This is a genomic window from Vibrio rhodolitus (genome assembly GCF_003350325.1).
Lineage (GTDB): Bacteria > Pseudomonadota > Gammaproteobacteria > Enterobacterales > Vibrionaceae > Vibrio > Vibrio rhodolitus.
Genome location: NZ_QLYZ01000029.1, coordinates 1 through 17,737, shown reverse-complemented (window position 1 = coordinate 17,737; position 17,737 = coordinate 1). Strand labels below are relative to the sequence as shown.

Sequence of the window (17,737 nt, the reverse complement as noted above, 5' to 3'; positions counted from 1 at the left end):
TTCGCGAATTGCATCACTAAAACAAACAGATACTCAAAATCACGCTCCAGGGAGCCAACTAAACTAACAATCTAAGTGAGCATAGCGCTTGTGGATGAAAACCAACCTCTCAGTAATATACGAAGGATTCTGAATTTTACTGCAAATCAATATCTTCCGCTCAATGACTACCCATAACACTGCTACGCTGCCTCTCCTATATTCACTTCTATCAGGCTAAACTTATTTGCGCTGACTAAACTTGGTTAAAACAACCCAGTGAAGGGAGCAAGCAATGAGCGAAAAATCTCACCCATCCAAGTGTCCGGTAATGCACGGCGCTAACACCAATCAACAGGCTGCGGAATTTAACTGGTGGCCGAAAACCTTGAATCTCGACATCCTCCACCAGCACGACCAAAAAACCGACCCTATGGGGAATGGTTTTAATTACGCTGAAGCGTTCAACTCACTCGATCTTGAAGAGTTAAAAAGTGATCTCAAAGCCTTTATGACCGATAGCCAAGATTGGTGGCCCGCAGACTGGGGACACTATGGCGGTTTAATGATTCGTATGGCTTGGCACTCTGCTGGTACCTATCGTATTGCCGATGGACGCGGCGGCGCCAGTCGCGGTAATCAGAGGTTTGCCCCGCTCAACAGCTGGCCAGATAACGGCAACCTCGATAAAGCAAGGCGCCTACTCTGGCCAATTAAGAAAAAATATGGCAACAAAATTTCATGGGCGGATCTGATTATTCTCGCGGGCAACATGGCGTATGAGTCAATGGGCTTCAAAACCTTTGGCTTCGCAGGTGGTCGAGAAGATATTTGGCATCCTGAGAAAGATATTTACTGGGGTGCAGAAAAAGAATGGCTACAACCCAGTGGTGGGGAAAATAACCGCTACTCTGGCGAGCGCGATTTAGAAAACCCTCTCGCTGCGGTGATGATGGGCTTAATTTATGTTAATCCTGAGGGTGTAGACGGCAAACCAGATCCAATTAAAACGGCTCACGATATGCGCATCACCTTTGCACGAATGGCGATGGATGATGAAGAGACTGTCGCACTAACCGCAGGTGGACATACTGTCGGTAAAGCACACGGTAACGGCGATGCCTCCGTGTTAGGAGCTGAACCCGAAGGGGCAGAGATTGAAGACCAAGGTTTGGGCTGGTTAAATAAAACCTCGCGAGGGGTTGGGCGCAACACTGTCACCAGTGGCGTTGAGGGCGCTTGGACAACAAATCCAACTCAATGGGACAACGGCTATTTCGAACTACTGTTTAAATACGATTGGTGGGTAACCAAAAGTCCGGCAGGCGCTGCGCAGTGGGAACCAGTTAATATCAGCGAAGAAGACATGCCAGTCGACGTTGAAGACCCTACCATCAAATGTAAGCCAATGATGACCGATGCCGATATGGCGCTTAAATTTGATCCTGAGTATCGCAAAATAGCGGAGCGCTTTCGCGATGATCCTGCCTACTTTGCCGATGTGTTTGCCCGAGCATGGTTCAAGCTCACTCATCGCGACCTAGGTCCAAAATCACGTTACCTTGGCAGTGATGTACCAGCAGAAGATCTGATTTGGCAAGATCCAGTGCCGAGTGTTAGCTATCATCTCAGTGATGAAAACATCGACAGCCTTAAACTCGCCATTCTCAACAGTAATCTATCCATCAGCGATCTGGTCACAACAGCATGGGACAGTGCCAGAACCTATCGAGGTTCCGATCGCCGAGGCGGCGCTAATGGTGCTCGCATTCGCCTAGCTCCGCAAAAAGACTGGCAAGGTAACGAACCTGAAAGACTTGCCCATGTGCTCGCTGAGCTCGAATCGATTAAAGCCAGCCTCGGTTCACCAATCAGCCTTGCGGACTTAATTGTACTTGGCGGTTGCGTAGGGATAGAAAAAGCCGCGTCCAATGCAGGAATGAGTATTAGCGTGCCATTTTCCCAAGGCCGCGGGGATGCCGCGCCAGAAATGACCGACGAGCACTCGTTTGATGTTTTGGAGCCGATCCATGATGGCTTTAGAAACTGGCTCAAAGATGACTACGCAGTCACGGCTGAAGAGTTACTACTAGAACGCAGCCAATTGATGCAGCTTACTGCGGCTGAAATGACTGTGCTCGTAGGTGGTATGCGCGTACTTGGTACCAACTATGGTGGCAGTCAGACAGGTGTATTGACCGATCGAGTCGGCGCATTAAGCCAAGACTTCTTCGTCAACTTAACCGATATGAACTACACATGGCACCCTGCTGACAACGGCTTGTATGAGATTCGTGAGCGCGCCTCTGGCAGTACTAAATGGATTGCATCACGGGTTGATTTGATCTTTGGCTCAAACTCGGTACTGCGCTCTTATGCAGAGCTCTACGCCCAAGATGACAACCAAGACAAATTCGTTGCTGATTTTGTCGCAGCTTGGGTCAAAGTGATGAATGCTGACCGATTTGATTTGTAACATCAGCTGGTTCAATCCAGATACAATATCTGGATAAAATAAAGCCCCCGCTGAGTGCGAGGGCTTGCTCCAATTTACAGCTTAACATAACGTTAAATAACTACTTTCACACTTATTAATCAACTCAAAGACATCAATTGGTTTCTAGCCGTTTTATCTTACTTTTCGATGGCATAGCGAAAAGTGGTTTACGGCGTAAAATTAATCGATTTAAACCGCAACTCGCTCTATGTTCTCGACCAAATAATCGATAAGTAGACGCACACGAGTAGGCAAATAATCCCTTGAGGCATAATAGACCCAAATTGTGACTGGCTCTCCCCAATATGGCTCTAATATAGGCGTCATTATGCCCTGCTCAACTTCTTGCTTAAACATCCAACTACCTAACATCACAATGCCAGCACCAGCCACTGCCGCCTGTTTCGCTGCCGCGAAATTGTTGACTACGAGTTGTCCCTGCGGCTCATACAGTGTCGCCACATTACCTTGTTTAAGCCGCCAGTGATGAAACCGCCCCGTGGTTAACGAGCGCACTGGAATACAACGATGTTGAATCAGCTCCTCTGGTGATTGAGGGGTACCGTATCGACTCAAATAGCTTGGAGCAGCATAGATACCAATATTTTGTTTTATCAAAGGACGCGCTATCAAGCGGGAATCTTGGTTAATCGCCGTGCCAATCCCCAAATCAAAACTGTGTTCGACTAAATCAACGTTTCTATCATCAAAGTGTAAGTCACAATTAATCTGCGGATAGCGCTGAATAAACTCCAATATCAACGGAAGAATATGCTCTCGTCCAATAGAACTGGCAGGGAGGTTGACTTTCACTGTACCAGTCACTTTCTCGGAAGTATCGGATATCTGTTCTATCGTGTTTTGAATCGCACTCATCGAAGGCATCAACTCATCAAAAAGTTGCTGTCCTGTCTGCGTCAAGCTCAACGAGTGAGACGAGCGGAAAAATAACTTCACTTGCCACTCATGCTCGAGCTTGGTGACAGCTTTACTTACTGCTGGAGCTGATATGCCGAGTACGCGCGCCGCTTTAGCAAAACTGCCCTGTTTGGCGACTTGTATAAAAATAGGTAACTGGCTAGGAAGCGATTTCATAAACTTTTATTCATCTTAAAAATAACCAATAACAAGCTACAGGTTAACAAAAATATATTCAATACTTAGCCACATAGTAATCACAAGCAGCACGGCATTTATCGCCACTGACGGAGGAAAAAATGATGAACGTACTTGTAGTTTATTGGCATCCAGAACCAAGAAGTTTTAACGGCGCAATGTTTAACAAGGCAATTGAAGTCCTTGAAGCCGAAGGTCATCAAGTAAAAACCTCTAACTTGCATCAAATGAAATTTGATCCGGTATCAGGCAGACACAACTTTACTACCACTAATGATGCTGTCTTTTTCAAACAGCAATTAGAGGAAATGCACGCGACAGAGCACCAAGGTTTTTCACCAGAAATCGAAGCTGAAATCCAAAAACTTGAATGGTGTGACTTAGTCATTTTCCAATTCCCACTTTGGTGGTTCGGTATGCCTGCGATGTTAAAAGGCTGGGTTGATCGCGTGTTCGCTATGGGCAGAACATATGGTGGTGGTCGCTTTTACCAAGATGGTGTTTACCAGGGCAAAAAAGCTATGCTCAGTGTCACTATGGGCGGTCCTGAAGAAGCGTATATCAAAGATGGCTGGAACGGCGATCTCAATGGCATTTTACGCCCTATTCATAGAGGTATTCTTGAGTTCAACGGCTTTTCTGTGCTTGCTCCGCATGCAGTGTTCGGCCCAGCGAGAAAAACTGAACAAGAACGTATTACTGATCTAGAAATCTATGCACAGCGACTAAGAAGTATTTTTTCTGAACCAGCAATTCACATCGGGCAATACTGAGTATTTCAGTTCAAACAGAGGTGCGATATGAACGTTGAATATAACCAATTGGTAGAAACACTAAAAAGTTGGGGCGCAACACAAGTACAAGTTGATGCCATACTGCCGCCCAATCTTGCTGTTGGCGATATGGCAGATCGCGACTCTAAACAACGTCAGAGGTTAATCGAATCAATCGATGAATCTTTAAAGCTATTATTTCCTAATAAGGAACGAAGAAAACACTTTATGTCGCACTCTAGCAACACGGTATTTTTTGCCCAACGTAAACCTCTGGATGTATTGGCTTTAGGCTCGCTTGCAAATCTTGAACAAAGTTACCAAAGCATCCGCAGTATGCTGTGTATCTGAACGATGCATCTAATTTCTGTGCAGGAGTCGGCATTGGAGCGGCTAAAGGACCTCTCTCGCCGCTTAGATGCTCACCCGACTTTCTGCTTGGGAGATTCGCCTGTCCAGCGTTTAAAGGCGCGGCTAAAAGCGCTGGAATCAGAAAACCCCAGCTCATGGGCAATATAAGTGACACTCAGGTTATCTTGATTGAGCATCTTTAAGCTCTGCTCTAGGCGATATTTGTCATACAGACGGCGAAAACTCACCCCTTCTTGCTGTAAACGGCGGTTTAAGGTGCGTGGACTTATGTGTAACTCAGCCGCCACGCTTTCTAAAGAGATAGTGTTAACCTCTTTGTTCTGCAACACATTATTGACCTTATACAAAATACTACTTTGAGCAATATGATCCGTCTGTTGCTCAGCTAGTGCTGTTAAACTCTCATGAAGCACTGGATCAAACCGGCGGTGGGTTTTGTCAGCCAGTTGTTTACTAAACACAAAATAACGCGCCGGATAACCAGTGCGAACTTCGACATTAAATATCTGTTCAAACAGTGGCGTCACATCCATGTCAATGGTGATGCGGTTAATATGAATCGGTAATCGAATATTAGGCGATTTAAGGTAACGGCGGATAAGCTTTAGGATCACGCTCAAATAAAGCCCTAAACTGAGGTGACTGACAAGCGTTATCTCATCCACAAATTCGTGGGTGAGCGTCCAAAATTCCAGTTCTCCATGTTCGGTTTCACGGCATATCAGTTTTAGCAGTGGGTGAATATGAATGGAATAACGACAAAGCTGTTCGCAAAAACTACGCAGTGTCGGTGCAGTCAACATCGCTAGCACGGGCGCACCTAGCTCAATTTCATCAAAGTACTTAGCGGTCAGGCTAAAACACTCGATAAGTTCGGTTCCATGTTGTTGATAAACACTAGCTACTGCCTGTTCCAACTGGTAGGCTGAGACACTATTGGCACTGAGCAATTGCCGATACGTTTCTTCTCCGCCCCAAAATGGCGCAGTCTCACCAAACTTCTCATTTAACGCCGCATCAAATGTACCAAACCAAAATATCGGTAGTTGAGTGCTAAATTCCGTTGCTTCCATTCTACGTAGCCAAAATACTGCAAATTCTGACCATAGTTTACCAAGCAAAATACAAAGCGCACTGCGTTGCTAGCCAAGTTGCAACACAAAACAAGTTTAGAACTTATAATCGAGCCCCACTGAGATGATGTACTATTCAGAACTATAAAAATCGATATTCGAACGCGTAGCTTGCGCGCCAACAAACGAAACCAGTGACCAATCTTGATAACCCCATACATTGGCATACTCATAGGCAAGAAATACCCCATAATCCTTGTCTTGACGAGTTTGAGAGAAAATTGGGTTCTCAGCGTCATAGTCTCGGATAGCAGCACTTGCTGTTAACACAAAGCCATGCTGGTTTATCTTGCGTGCATAGCTTACTTCACCGCCATAACTTACAAACGATAGCGCATCCCCCTCTGAAGCCGAGGCAAAGACATTAAGCGATGGCATTAAAACCGCTTGTTGCGCTGGTAAGAAGTGACGATATGCCGTTTTAAAATAGTAGTATTGTCGCTCACGCTTGAGTAACGCCTGCTGTTGTTCGTTCAGCCCTAAACCTTTGGTGCCTAACATTTCATCCTCAACATCAGATTCACCCACCGCCATATCAAGATCAAAGTTTGAGCCTGCGATGCTGGTTAACTGCAAACGATAGACGTTACCAGTCAGGTCAGTCTTTTGCCGCGCTTGACCGACAGCATAAGGGTCATCCCACACCTCGCCAGAGATTAAAGTGGGCAAACCGCAAAATCAACAATAGTGCCACCAGTCAATTGCTGACGATAGCCCAACTCAAATGCCAATGAACCAGTAACAATATCCTCGCGAGACGTTCCCATAAAGAGCTGTTTATCGAGGGAGTCACCAAACGTGTATTGCAAAGAGCCAAGTAGCCCCGCTGTCAAACTAACTTCATCGCTTCCTTTGCGCCCAAGAGCGTTCTCGCTTTGCCATTTATCCTGTTTCACATTGAGATTACTCGAGTTAGATGTTACACCCGACAACACGGTAATGTTGCCACTTAAGCCCTGCTCTGGCGCTAAAGCCGCATTTGCGGAACAAGTGAACAAAGAGAGTAAAAACAAGTTAAAACATGCTGCTTTCATTAAATAACCTTAAATTCAGGACGTAAAGAAACCACGCTAGCTATCTATCGATACAGCGTTATTTCCATACATTGTTGTTGGTTAATGGAGCGCTCCAAAGACAGACAAAGAGCGCTTTATGCTTAAGACGTTTTAGTTAGAGGTAGATGGGCGCTTTTTTATCTGCCCAAGGTCGAGCTGCCTCTAGTTGGTAGGCTAGTTCAAACAACAATCGATCATTGCCTCGCGCCGCAGAAAAATGGCTGCCTACTGGCATATTATCTTTGCTCCAATATAACGGTACTGACATAGCAGGATTACCTGCCACATTTTCGATTGGCGTGTAAGACATCAACCTATCTGAACGCAACCAAATTTCTTCACCTGAGTGCTGTTTTTGATCAAAATAACTAATATCTTTTGGCACATGATGAGTACATGGTGTCAGCCACACGTCGATGTTTTTGAAAAACTCATGATTGTGCTTAAGCGCAAACTGATGACACTCCTGCTGTGATTGCTGGTACAAGTTTGGATTTTTCTCCACGCGCTGCTGCATAGTGCGCGCAAGATAAGTCACATTGTCGCTAACTAGTTCAGGCATTGATTCTAATGGCTTACCTAAAGCATCAAACTGATTCGCAAATTGCGCCATTTTGTTACCAAACACCCCCATATAACTAGCCATAAACTGCTGGGCATTGGTTACAGGTTGGTCGACCTCAACAACTATGTGTCCCAATTGCTCCAATAGCTCAACCGTCGATTTAATCGCGAGTTGCGTTGGCGCATCTGGTAAGCGTCCATGAATGTCACGTATAGTCACACCTACGCGAATTTGGCGATTTAACGGGCGATGTACCATGCCTAGTGCCGTGCGAGCAAAAGGGGTATCAAAGCCATCTTTGATATGATTTTCCGTCACTGAGAGCGCGAGTGCTGTGTCTCGTACCGTTCGTGACATAAACGATTGGTGGGTAAAATCTTCCATTGTGGAACCATTGGCTAAACCAGTGACAAGCTGTTCACGGCTTGGCTTGTAGCCAAAAATACCTGTTGCCGATGCGGGCATGCGAGATGACCCGCCACCATCCGTCGAGTGAATAATTGGTGTGTAACCCGCAGCCACTGCTGCCGCTCCACCGCCGGTTGAAGAGTGCACGCCTTTGCTGAGATCCCAAGGGTTACGCGTCGCTCCGTAGAGTGGATTTTGTGTGCAGCCCAAGGTCATCATCTCAGGAATGTTGCTCATACCAATAGTGTTTAACCCAGCGTTGTGCGCGGCGCGAATAAACCATGACGTTTCTTCTGGGCGGCGACCTTTGTTAAGCAATGAGCCTAAAGTGCAATCCAAACCTTCAACATCCACACAATCTTTGGCTAGGAAAGGTACGCCTGCAAACGGCGAGTTAGGATTGATTGAATCGGCGCGCTCTAGGGCAAGGTCAAAACACTCCGAAACCACCGCATTAACTTGCTGATTAGTTTGCTTGATTTTATAGATCGCTTCTTGAACCAGCTCTTTTGGCGTGAATTTTTTACTACGCACCAGTTCCGCCATCGCAGTCCCATCTAAAGGTTGTTCTGGCGTTCTAAAATCAATGGGTGCGGCATGAGAACTCGTCGCGCCAACTGGCAAGGATACCGCTGCTGCAGTCGCAGCCCCTGCACCCAACACCTTAAAAAACTCGCGACGTTTTAGATTATTGATTTGCATAAATTTCACCTAGATTAAACAAGCAAGGTTGATGAATTCTCAAACCTTTTCTTCTGTTTGCGATTCGATGGAGATAATTTACGCAATATTGATTAATCAAACTTGGCTAATAACGCCAGCTTATATACCAAATACGCCAAGTGGCGAGTTACGCCTGTGGTATGCACAGCTGCATATTGGCACCCAACCAAGTCAAAAATGCGATTTCGAGTTCATCAACCAATTTATCTTGGCTAATTAGTACGTAATTGTGCCCAGATAGCACGAAGCCAAACGGCGCGACTAAGTTTCCACGTTTAAGATCATCAACAATTAATGGATAAGAGCCTATCGCTATACCCAAGCCATCAACTGCCGCTTGCAAACAAAAATAGAAATGCCCAAAAGTTTGACTTTGGTTACCTTGAAATAAAGACTGACCGCTTATGCGCATCCAATCTCGCCATGCATCCGGTCTAGTTTGACTGTGTAACAACTTAGCTTGCTGTAAACTCCCGTTAACTTGCTGCCAATAGTCAGGAGAGCACACTAATCCCACCCACTCCTCTACCAAAGGGATTTTTACGTAATTCGCATCAAGCTCGAAATCATCACGGCGGATCGCGAGCGATAGCCCAGTTGTCGAGCCTAAGATCACCGGTCCACCGGATGTAGAAAGTCTCACATCAGTCTTGTGCTGTTCATTGAACTCCGTAATTCGAGACATTAACCAGCGCATGGTTAAAGTCGGCTCGCATGACACCTCTAGGTATTGCTGTGTTTTGGTCAGCGTATCAACGCCACGCTCTAATTCCGTAAACGCAGCAGAAGTATAACGCGCTAACGTTTCTCCTTGCTTAGTTAACACAACGTTGCGACCACTCTTAAAAAATAGAGACTGAGAAAGGTATTCCTCTAATGTCTTGATCTGTTTGCTGACCGCGCCATGGGTAAGATTTAGCTTCTCTGCTGCGTCTGTGTAGCTTTCTGAATTGGCTGCAACATGAAATACATAAAACGCCTTCAAATGCCTCATTCGTGAATTTTCCTCACATATTATCGGAAATCGTTTCGATTATTTAAATCCCAACCTCAGATTAGCATACAGCTCATCACACCAATATCAATTACTTGAGGATTTAAAATGGAAGCCATGACTCTTGCCTTATTAGGGCTATTAATCGTTATAAGCCCGGGAGCTGACTTTGTTCTCGTACTAAAAAACAGTTTGAATCAAGGGCGCAAGGCAGGCATCGTGACAGCGCTTGGAATTAGCGCGGCCATTACCGTTCATATCGCTTACAGCGCGCTAGGAATTAGTTACTTAATTTCACAAAACGTATGGCTATTTGAGCTAATTCGCTACTGTGGTTCTGCTTACTTGATTTACCTTGGCGTAAAAGGATTCTTCAATGCAAGTAGCGAAGACGCGGCGCTAAGTGAATTTAATGCTGAGCTAAGCAGCAGACAATATTTTGCTCAAGGGCTGCTTTGCAACCTACTCAACCCTAAAACTATGCTGTTTTTCTTGAGTATTTTTAGCCAAGTATTCGCACTTGATGGTGGTAGCTTAAACAACGCACTCATTTACGGTGCTTATATGATCTTGCTGCACGCGCTATGGTTTTGTTTTGTCGCTACTTTATTTACTTCCGAATTTCTTGGCGCACTACTACAAAAAGCTAAGAAGCGATTAAATCAAGCATGCGGGCTCGGTCTGTTTGCCTTTGGTGTTGTGCTCGCGACTAAACCTTAAGATCTAGCGTTAAAAAGATATAAAACAAAAAAGCCCCGACAACGCGGGGCTTCAATAATGATTCACTCTTAAGTAACTGACTAGCTCTTAAGTTTTTGCCAGTATTTTTGGTAAACCTCGGCAAATGTGCCGATATCATTGGTAAATTCACCATTCGAGATCAAAGCGTCATCAGGGAAGATCAGCGGATCATTTTGCATTTCCACTGGTAGATGTTGTTTTGCCGCTTTGCTTGGCGCTTGATAGCCTAACGTTTTAACGATTTCAGCTTGGTTTTCTGGGCGCAAGATAAAGTTGATGAACTGGTGGGCAAGTTCTTTGTGCGCAGAGCCTTTCGGAATGACGAAGTTGTCCATCCATAAAATCGCCCCCTCTTGTGGGTAGACGAAACCAAGTTCTGGCAGTTCTTCACGCCCTAAATAGGCATTACCATTCCACTGCATACCCGCGGTGACTTCACCAGTCACAAAAGGAACTTGAGGCGCATCTGAGTTATACACCACTACGTTTGGTTTTAGTTCGCGCAAGCGTTGGTACGCCTGTTTGATTTCATTTTCGTTAGTGGAGTTGATGCTGTAGCCCAAAGATTTTAGCGCCATACCAAATACATCACGTACATCATCTAATAGCATCACTTGCTGACGGAACTCGTCGTTCCACAGGTCGCTCCAGCTTTGTACGTCACTTGCTTGGTAGTAATCGCCATTATAGGCAATACCCGTCACACCCCAAACGTATGGGACTGAGTATTGGTTTTTCGGATCAAATGATTGATTGAGTAGACTTGGAGTCACATCTTTAAGGTGAGAAAGCTGAGCTTTATCGATTTCCGCCAACATTCCCTCTCGACCCATCTTTGCGATGATATAAGTTGAGGCAAATGCTACATCGTACCCTTTGCTATCGAGTAGCTTTAACTTGGTGTACATGGCTTCATTGTTTTCGAAAGTCGAGTAGTTAACGGTCACGTCATACTCTTTTTCAAACGCTTTAATTACGTCCACTGGCAGATATTCAGCCCAGTTGTATACGTTCAGCATGCGCTCACCCGCGGTCACACTGAACGCAGAAACACTGCAAGAAGCGATCATTAAACCAGTAATAAACTGTTGCTTTTTCATTTTTATACAAAACTCTATGAAAATAATTTCTTAAAGATGAATTAACTTTATTAACCCACCACTACTAACAAACGAACAATTGCTGTTTTTACAGAACAATCAGTCACTTGCCGCGCATATGGAAACATGAGAAAATATTTTTTTCATCAGTTTTTTACTGGTTTTGTGAACTATTATCCTATTACCCTACGGAATTTATTAAATGTCGGTTCAAAACGAATATATCGATAGCTACTACCAAGCAACGATTAATCCACTGCCCCTGCAACCAGAGTTAACACAAGATATCGATGTTGACGTGTGTATTATTGGCGGCGGTATGACAGGTCTTAACGCTGCGATTGAACTTCGTCAACGTGGCTACACTGTCGCGGTTCTAGAATCAAAGCGCCTTGCATGGGGTGGTTCTGGTCGTAATGGCGGTCAATGTTTGGTGGGTTATTGCCTAGGTCTACGTGAGGTTGATGAAACCTACGGTAACAAATGGGGCAAAGAGCTTTGGGACTTGTCTGTCGAGGCTATCGACATTGCGCGTGATCGCGTAAAAGAGTTCAATATCGACTGTGATTTCCAACAAGGTTATATCGAAGTTGCGCTAACCAAAGCACACGAAAAAGAGCTGAAATCATGGCATGAGCTAAAACAAGGTCACTACAATTACCCAAGCGCGTCATGGTGGGATAAAGAGAAGATCAGCCAAGTTGCCAATACCGAGCGCTACTTGGGCGGCTTACACGATACCAACAGTGCACATATGCACCCTCTAAACTACACGCTAGGCTTGGCGAAAGCGGCAATTGATCTTGGCGCGCAAGTATTCGAGCATACCCCAGCAGTAAAACTGCAAAAAGGTAAGCCACACACGGTAATTACACCGAAAGGTCGTGTTAAATCGAAGTTTATCCTACTTGCTTGTAATGCATACCTTGATGGTTTGAACCGCAAAGCACAAAGTGTCGTGCTACCTGTCGCTTCTTACATTGCCGTGACTGAACAACTTGGCGACCGCCAACCTATCACTAACATGATGGCTATCTCTGACATTAAAAACAGTCTCGACTACATGCGCCCAACGCCTGATGGACGCATCTTGTTTGGTGGCGTTAACCATCCATTTAACCTTGAATATAAAGATTCAATGGAACGCCTACGCCAACGCATGGTGAAAGTGTTCCCACAACTTGATGACGTTAAAATGGAATACCACTGGGGCGGTCTGTTCACCGTAACCCGCGAATACATGCCACAAATTGACCACCTAGGAAACGATATTTACGTCGCGCATGGCTACACTGGTCACGGTGTCGGTCTAACCAATATTGCTGGTAAAGTGGTTGCTGAAGCAATGGCGGGCAATGCAGAGCGCTTTGATGTTTTCTCGAAGATCAAACATAAGTGGATCCCTACCCCGCAAGTGCTGCGCACACCTGCACTGGCACTGGCGATTTGGAAAGCACGCCTTGAAGATGTTTTGGGCGAGCACCTAGATAAGTAATTGCCTGTTTGAAGAGCCTCCAGAAGAGGCTCTTTTTATATCAATAGTCAGTCGCTAGATACGTTTTTCACAGCGCACAAAGATAAAATTAGGCTCGCGAGATAAGCGCCGATAAGTCTCTTCACAAATAAGCTTTGCCTTTTCATCAACCTGCCCTTCACTTAAGCGCGTGACCACTAAACCTGCTTTCGTGACTGCTTCGAAGATTTCAGTTAACGAGCGGCGATAAAATTTAACCGCGACAGGCTCACCAATCGTGTTCCATTCCTCTTCTACCGTTTCACGCGCAAAGTAATTGCCAGAAGTTGAACACTCAAAGTCAGCAAATGGGTGATGGGTGGAGAACACTAAGTAGCCGCCGTTTTTAAGTACACGAAATACATCATTAAAGACAGGCTCAAGATGTTTCACATAATGCAATACCAAAGGACAAATAATCACATCAGCGCTGTCATCTGCCTCATTTGGCAAACCAAGAGCGATATCTTGCGTATACGCTCGCACCTGCTCACCAAAGCTCTGTTTGACTAACTCGACCATTTGCGGAGAGATATCCATACAAGTTAGCGACTTAACTGAACGCTCAAGAAACCAACCCGCATAGATCCCAGACCCACAGCCCATATCAATGACTGCCGCCTCTCGAACATCATCTAGCATTGCCTGTGTGCTTGGTCGCTCCAAACAAGCGTTATAAATATTCTCTTTTACCGCTTCTGCATACTTAACCGCATGCTTTTGATACATATCAGACATAGCCTAGTTCCTGACCCCAAGCTCTTCGCTAAGGCGCTTATTTTCTAAGAGTTTCAATCTCACAACGTTAAGGTTTCATATTACTTCGCTTGTAGAAAAACGAAAATAGCCACCAAGCAACTACTAGCTACAAAGAACATATAACCCTCTCTCATTAGTTCGAACTCTAATTGAAAGTCGATCACTCAAAATCGTCGTCCACATAAAAACATGATGCTGACAAATGCTTCAACCTCACCACTATCTATCGATTAATCAATAACTAACTACTGATCGCATTTCCAGAATTAACTGCTGCTTTCTTGTTAGACTTCAAATCAATAACTTACAACAAAATATTTCATAACCTAAAATCAAAACAATAAAAATCAATAATTTACCACCGACTCTCTATCAAAAAAGCAAAAGTCCAAACACAAGCCCATTTGATTTATGCTCAATATTTAATTAGAGTACGAATGTTTTTCGATAAAAATTAACAACGTTAAAGGACTAACAAATGTCGCCCATTTTAGAAGTACAGGGGCTGTATAAAGTCTTTGGGGAAGACCCCAATCGCGCCTTTTCATTGATCGAGCAAGGATCTGACAAAGATGTAATATTTGAGAAAACAGGGCTCACCGTCGGTGTGCATGATGTTTCCTTAAGTATCAATGAAGGCGAAATTTTCGTTATCATGGGGCTTTCCGGCTCGGGCAAATCGACCCTAGTTCGACTACTTAACCGCCTTATTGAGCCAACCCGTGGTAACGTGCTGTTGCGTGGAAAAGACATCGCGCATATTTCAGAAGATGAACTGAGAGAGGTTCGTCGCAACAACATTTCTATGGTGTTCCAAAACTTCGCGTTAATGCCGCATATGACGGTAATTGAAAACGCCGCTTTTGGTCTCGAACTTGCTGGAGTTTCCACCAGCGAACGCCGCACTGCAGCACTATCTGCTCTTACCCGAGTTGGGCTAGATGCCTACGCAGAATCTTACCCTGACGAACTCTCAGGTGGTATGAAGCAACGCGTGGGCCTAGCACGAGCACTGGCTTGTGACCCCGACATTCTCCTGATGGATGAAGCCTTTTCTGCTTTGGACCCACTAATTCGTACTGAAATGCAAGATGAGCTGATCAGGCTACAAGGCGATGACAAGCGCACCATTGTATTTATTTCCCACGATCTAGATGAAGCTATGCGTATTGGCGATCGTATCGCGATCATGCAAAACGGTGTGGTAGTGCAAGTTGGAACGCCAGATGAGATCCTCAACAAACCAGCCAATGATTACGTCGAAGCGTTCTTCCGTGGCGTTAACGTGGCTAGCGTGCTGACGGCAAAAGATATCGCCCGTAAAAACCCAGCCGCGGTATTTAAAAAATCTGAGCATGATGGTCCAGCTTCTGCGTTACAGCTTCTGATTGATGGCGACCGTGAATATGGCGTCATCGTTGATAAAACCAATAAGTTCTCTGGGCTAGTCTCCGTCGACTCATTACGTGAAGCGCAAAAACAAGAGCGCTGTCTGGTCAGTGCACAAATTGATTCAGCAATTACGCTCGCGCCTAATCAACCAATCAATGAAATTTTGGGTTCCGTCGCCGGTGTTCCATATTCTGTCCCAGTTGTTGATGAACAAGGACAGTACTTTGGTGTGGTTTCAAAATCACGTTTACTACATGCACTGGATAGGGATTAATCATCATGTCAGCACAAGAAACAAACAACGACCCTTGGTCGCAAGCTGCTCCAGCTGAAAGCAATCCTTGGGGCGAAGAAGCCACCGCTGCTGGTGCAGATACTTCAGCCAGTTGGCTTTCAGCAGAAACCGTCGAAAAAGCACCGTTTGATATCATGAATCCGTTTAGTGAAGCGGTGATCCCTTTCGATGTTTGGATTGAAAGTGGCTTAGAGTGGCTGGTTAATCATGGTCGACCATTATTCCAAGCGATTCGTGTACCGATTGACTTCATCTTAAGCTCATTTGAAACTGCCTTGGTTGCAACACCAGCACCATTTATGTTGCTGATTCTATTTTTACTGACGTGGCAGTTTTCGGGTCTCAAACTTGGTCTCACGACGCTGGCGTCTCTGGTTGTCATTGGGCTTATCGGCGCATGGAGTGAGGCAATGACGACCTTGTCATTGGTCATGACATCCGTCTTCTTTTGCTTACTCATCGGCTTACCGTTAGGGATTTGGCTGGCAAGGAACGACACAGCCGCCAAAGTTGTACGCCCTATTCTCGACGCGATGCAAACCACGCCCGCTTTCGTTTATCTGGTACCGATCGTCATGCTGTTTGGTATCGGTAATGTCCCAGGTGTGGTAGTAACCATTATCTTTGCTCTACCACCCGTGGTGCGCTTGACGATCCTTGGTATTCAACAAGTACCCGAAGAGTTGATTGAAGCGGGTCACTCATTTGGTGCCAATAAAAAACAAATGCTGTATCGCATCCAGTTGCCACTCGCCATGCCAACCATTATGGCCGGTGTTAACCAAACGCTTATGCTATCACTATCAATGGTAGTTATCGCTTCAATGATTGCCGTTGGTGGTCTTGGGCAAATGGTATTACGTGGCATCGGTCGATTAGATATGGGTCTTGCTGCGGTTGGTGGTTTGGGGATTGTTATCCTCGCTATCCTACTAGACCGTGTGACTCAAAAGCTTGGCGAAAATGCACAAGATACCAAACTGCGCTGGTATCACTCTGGACCAGCTTCATTCTTGGTTCGACTTAGCGCAAATAAAACCTATGGAAAATCAATCCAGGAGAAAACTGAATGAACAATTCATGGAAGAAAACTCTACTAGTAAGTGCAGTATCAACACTTGCTGTTTCAACTAGCACTTGGGCAGAAAAATTGCCAGGTGAAGGTGTCGTTGTTCAGCCTGTTCAATCAACTGTTGCTGAAGAAACCTTCCAAACTCTTATCGTGAACAAAGCGCTTGAAGCGTTAGGTTACGATGTGAAAGATACCAAAGAAGTTGACTACAACGTTGGCTACACCTCAATTGCTAAAGGTGATGCAACTTTCCTTGCTGTAGGTTGGTTCCCGCTTCACGCCGATAAATACACCATGGCAGGCGGTGATGATAGCTTCTACCGTCAAGGTCAATACATCAGTGGTGCAGCGCAAGGTTACCTAGTCGACAAAAAGACTGCCGACAAATACGGCATCACCAATATCAGCCAACTGTCTGATCCTAAAATCGCTAAGCTATTTGATGCCGATGGCGACGGCAAAGCGGATTTGACTGGTTGTACTCCAGGCTGGGGTTGTGAACTAGTAATTGAAGAGCAACTAACCGCCTACAAACTGCGTGATACCGTGACGCACCAACAAGGTAACTATGCGGCAATTATCGCGGACACCATCTCACGTTACCAAAACGGTGAGCCTATTGTGTACTACACTTGGACACCTTACTGGGTAAGTGGCGTTCTTGTTCCGGGCAAAGATGTCGTTTGGCTAGAAGTGCCATTTTCAGCACTACCGGGCGAGCGTAAAGACGTCGATACTACGCTACCAAATGGTAAAAACTACGGTTTTGAGATGAACTCAATGCGCATCGTAGCGAACAAAAAGTTTGCCGAAGAAAACCCTGCGGCAGCAAAACTATTTGAGATCATCAAGCTGAACATCAACGATGTAAGTGCACAAAACATGATCATGAGCAAAGGTAAAAACTCTGCTGCTGATATTGAAGCGCATGCAAATGGTTGGATCAAAGCCAACCAAGCTAAGTTTGATGCATGGGTAGCTGAAGCAAAGAAAGCGGCTCTTTAATCTAGCGATTGATAGCCTCTGACCCGTCCCGATATGGGTTGACACTTTTTAGTTAAAACGCTCGGTGTACTTCATCGGGCGTTTTGTATTTTAGCGCTGTATGAGGCCTCATCTGATTATAGATTTCTACTGACTCAGCGACCATTTTTCTTGCTTGAGCTACATCTTTAGGCTTTCGCAAGAGATATTCCATTTTCAAAATGCCGTTCACCCTCTCTGCCAACGCATTCTGGTAGCAGTCATAC

Annotated in this window: 15 protein-coding genes and 1 pseudogene; 8 read left to right on the top strand and 8 right to left on the bottom strand. The window is 45.2% G+C overall.

Annotated elements, in window-relative coordinates:
• The first annotated feature begins 274 nt into the window (after window positions 1-274).
• Window positions 275-2,455: a catalase/peroxidase HPI gene (gene katG / locus DPF93_RS19760; RefSeq protein WP_114767752.1), complete on the top strand. Its 2,181-nt coding sequence runs from the start codon at window positions 275-277 to the stop codon at window positions 2,453-2,455.
• A gap of 210 nt (window positions 2,456-2,665) precedes the next feature.
• On the opposite strand, the gene DPF93_RS19755 is transcribed toward katG, so the two are convergent.
• Window positions 2,666-3,571, bottom strand: coding sequence for a LysR family transcriptional regulator (locus DPF93_RS19755; protein WP_114767751.1), 906 nt, complete (start codon window positions 3,569-3,571; stop codon window positions 2,666-2,668).
• A gap of 122 nt (window positions 3,572-3,693) precedes the next feature.
• On the opposite strand from DPF93_RS19755, the gene DPF93_RS19750 reads away from it, so the two are divergent.
• Together DPF93_RS19750 and DPF93_RS19745 are read left to right on the top strand one after the other, a co-directional pair.
• On the top strand, window positions 3,694-4,365 hold the full coding sequence (locus DPF93_RS19750) for an NAD(P)H-dependent oxidoreductase (protein ID WP_244204758.1): 672 nt from the start codon (window positions 3,694-3,696) through the stop codon (window positions 4,363-4,365).
• A 27-nt stretch (window positions 4,366-4,392) separates the two neighbouring features.
• The gene (locus tag DPF93_RS19745) at window positions 4,393-4,716 is read left to right on the top strand and encodes a hypothetical protein (RefSeq protein WP_114767750.1); all 324 of its coding nucleotides are present in this window, start codon (window positions 4,393-4,395) and stop codon (window positions 4,714-4,716) included.
• Window positions 4,717-4,787: 71 nt separating this feature from the next.
• Here the strand turns inward: DPF93_RS19745 and DPF93_RS19740 are convergent, their stop codons facing one another.
• From DPF93_RS19740 to DPF93_RS19725, 4 genes and pseudogenes are all read right to left on the bottom strand, one after another.
• A complete protein-coding gene (locus tag DPF93_RS19740; protein WP_114767749.1) occupies window positions 4,788-5,810 on the bottom strand; it encodes a helix-turn-helix transcriptional regulator in 1,023 nt (340 codons plus the stop codon).
• Window positions 5,811-5,942: 132 nt separating this feature from the next.
• Window positions 5,943-6,904, bottom strand: a pseudogene (locus tag DPF93_RS19735) (DUF2860 family protein).
• Window positions 6,905-7,040: 136 nt separating this feature from the next.
• Window positions 7,041-8,600, bottom strand: a complete 1,560-nt coding sequence (locus DPF93_RS19730; RefSeq protein WP_114767748.1) for an amidase — start codon at window positions 8,598-8,600, stop codon at window positions 7,041-7,043.
• A 148-nt stretch (window positions 8,601-8,748) separates the two neighbouring features.
• Window positions 8,749-9,615: a LysR substrate-binding domain-containing protein gene (locus tag DPF93_RS19725; protein ID WP_114767747.1), complete on the bottom strand. Its 867-nt coding sequence runs from the start codon at window positions 9,613-9,615 to the stop codon at window positions 8,749-8,751.
• Window positions 9,616-9,723: 108 nt separating this feature from the next.
• Here DPF93_RS19725 and DPF93_RS19720 point away from each other — a divergent pair, with 108 nt between their 5' ends.
• Complete coding sequence (locus tag DPF93_RS19720; RefSeq protein ID WP_114767746.1) at window positions 9,724-10,335, top strand: LysE family translocator; 612 nt, start codon at window positions 9,724-9,726, stop codon at window positions 10,333-10,335.
• A gap of 80 nt (window positions 10,336-10,415) precedes the next feature.
• Here the strand turns inward: DPF93_RS19720 and DPF93_RS19715 are convergent, their stop codons facing one another.
• Window positions 10,416-11,456 (bottom strand): ABC transporter substrate-binding protein, encoded by a 1,041-nt coding sequence (locus tag DPF93_RS19715; protein WP_114767745.1) that lies wholly within the window; start codon window positions 11,454-11,456, stop codon window positions 10,416-10,418.
• A gap of 202 nt (window positions 11,457-11,658) precedes the next feature.
• Here DPF93_RS19715 and DPF93_RS19710 point away from each other — a divergent pair, with 202 nt between their 5' ends.
• Window positions 11,659-12,951, top strand: a complete 1,293-nt coding sequence (locus tag DPF93_RS19710) for an NAD(P)/FAD-dependent oxidoreductase (RefSeq protein WP_114767744.1) — start codon at window positions 11,659-11,661, stop codon at window positions 12,949-12,951.
• 54 nt (window positions 12,952-13,005) lie between these two features.
• On the opposite strand, the gene DPF93_RS19705 is transcribed toward DPF93_RS19710, so the two are convergent.
• Window positions 13,006-13,707: a class I SAM-dependent methyltransferase gene (locus DPF93_RS19705; RefSeq protein WP_114767743.1), complete on the bottom strand. Its 702-nt coding sequence runs from the start codon at window positions 13,705-13,707 to the stop codon at window positions 13,006-13,008.
• 499 nt (window positions 13,708-14,206) lie between these two features.
• On the opposite strand from DPF93_RS19705, the gene proV reads away from it, so the two are divergent.
• The 3 genes from proV to proX are packed head-to-tail and all read left to right on the top strand — an operon-like array spanning window position 14,207 to window position 17,492.
• Window positions 14,207-15,394, top strand: coding sequence for a glycine betaine/L-proline ABC transporter ATP-binding protein ProV (gene proV, locus DPF93_RS19700; protein WP_114767742.1), 1,188 nt, complete (start codon window positions 14,207-14,209; stop codon window positions 15,392-15,394).
• A 5-nt stretch (window positions 15,395-15,399) separates the two neighbouring features.
• A complete protein-coding gene (proW, locus tag DPF93_RS19695) occupies window positions 15,400-16,488 on the top strand; it encodes a glycine betaine/L-proline ABC transporter permease ProW (RefSeq protein WP_114767741.1) in 1,089 nt (362 codons plus the stop codon).
• Window positions 16,485-17,492: a glycine betaine/L-proline ABC transporter substrate-binding protein ProX gene (gene proX / locus DPF93_RS19690; protein WP_114767740.1), complete on the top strand. Its 1,008-nt coding sequence runs from the start codon at window positions 16,485-16,487 to the stop codon at window positions 17,490-17,492. The genes proW and proX overlap by 4 nt, the downstream gene beginning before the upstream one ends.
• A gap of 52 nt (window positions 17,493-17,544) precedes the next feature.
• Here proX and DPF93_RS19685 read toward each other — a convergent pair.
• A partial coding sequence (locus DPF93_RS19685; protein ID WP_164675403.1) for an integrase core domain-containing protein occupies window positions 17,545-17,737 on the bottom strand: 193 nt, incomplete at its 5' end.

Coding starts and splice junctions, on each gene's coding strand:
- katG (WP_114767752.1), top strand. CDS start 275: ATGAGCGAAAAATCTCACCCATCCAAGTGTCCGGTAATGCACGGCGCT.
- DPF93_RS19755 (WP_114767751.1), bottom strand. CDS start 3,571: ATGAAATCGCTTCCTAGCCAGTTACCTATTTTTATACAAGTCGCCAAA.
- DPF93_RS19750 (WP_244204758.1), top strand. CDS start 3,694: ATGATGAACGTACTTGTAGTTTATTGGCATCCAGAACCAAGAAGTTTT.
- DPF93_RS19745 (WP_114767750.1), top strand. CDS start 4,393: ATGAACGTTGAATATAACCAATTGGTAGAAACACTAAAAAGTTGGGGC.
- DPF93_RS19740 (WP_114767749.1), bottom strand. CDS start 5,810: ATGGAAGCAACGGAATTTAGCACTCAACTACCGATATTTTGGTTTGGT.
- DPF93_RS19730 (WP_114767748.1), bottom strand. CDS start 8,600: ATGCAAATCAATAATCTAAAACGTCGCGAGTTTTTTAAGGTGTTGGGT.
- DPF93_RS19725 (WP_114767747.1), bottom strand. CDS start 9,615: ATGAGGCATTTGAAGGCGTTTTATGTATTTCATGTTGCAGCCAATTCA.
- DPF93_RS19720 (WP_114767746.1), top strand. CDS start 9,724: ATGGAAGCCATGACTCTTGCCTTATTAGGGCTATTAATCGTTATAAGC.
- DPF93_RS19715 (WP_114767745.1), bottom strand. CDS start 11,456: ATGAAAAAGCAACAGTTTATTACTGGTTTAATGATCGCTTCTTGCAGT.
- DPF93_RS19710 (WP_114767744.1), top strand. CDS start 11,659: ATGTCGGTTCAAAACGAATATATCGATAGCTACTACCAAGCAACGATT.
- DPF93_RS19705 (WP_114767743.1), bottom strand. CDS start 13,707: ATGTCTGATATGTATCAAAAGCATGCGGTTAAGTATGCAGAAGCGGTA.
- proV (WP_114767742.1), top strand. CDS start 14,207: ATGTCGCCCATTTTAGAAGTACAGGGGCTGTATAAAGTCTTTGGGGAA.
- proW (WP_114767741.1), top strand. CDS start 15,400: ATGTCAGCACAAGAAACAAACAACGACCCTTGGTCGCAAGCTGCTCCA.
- proX (WP_114767740.1), top strand. CDS start 16,485: ATGAACAATTCATGGAAGAAAACTCTACTAGTAAGTGCAGTATCAACA.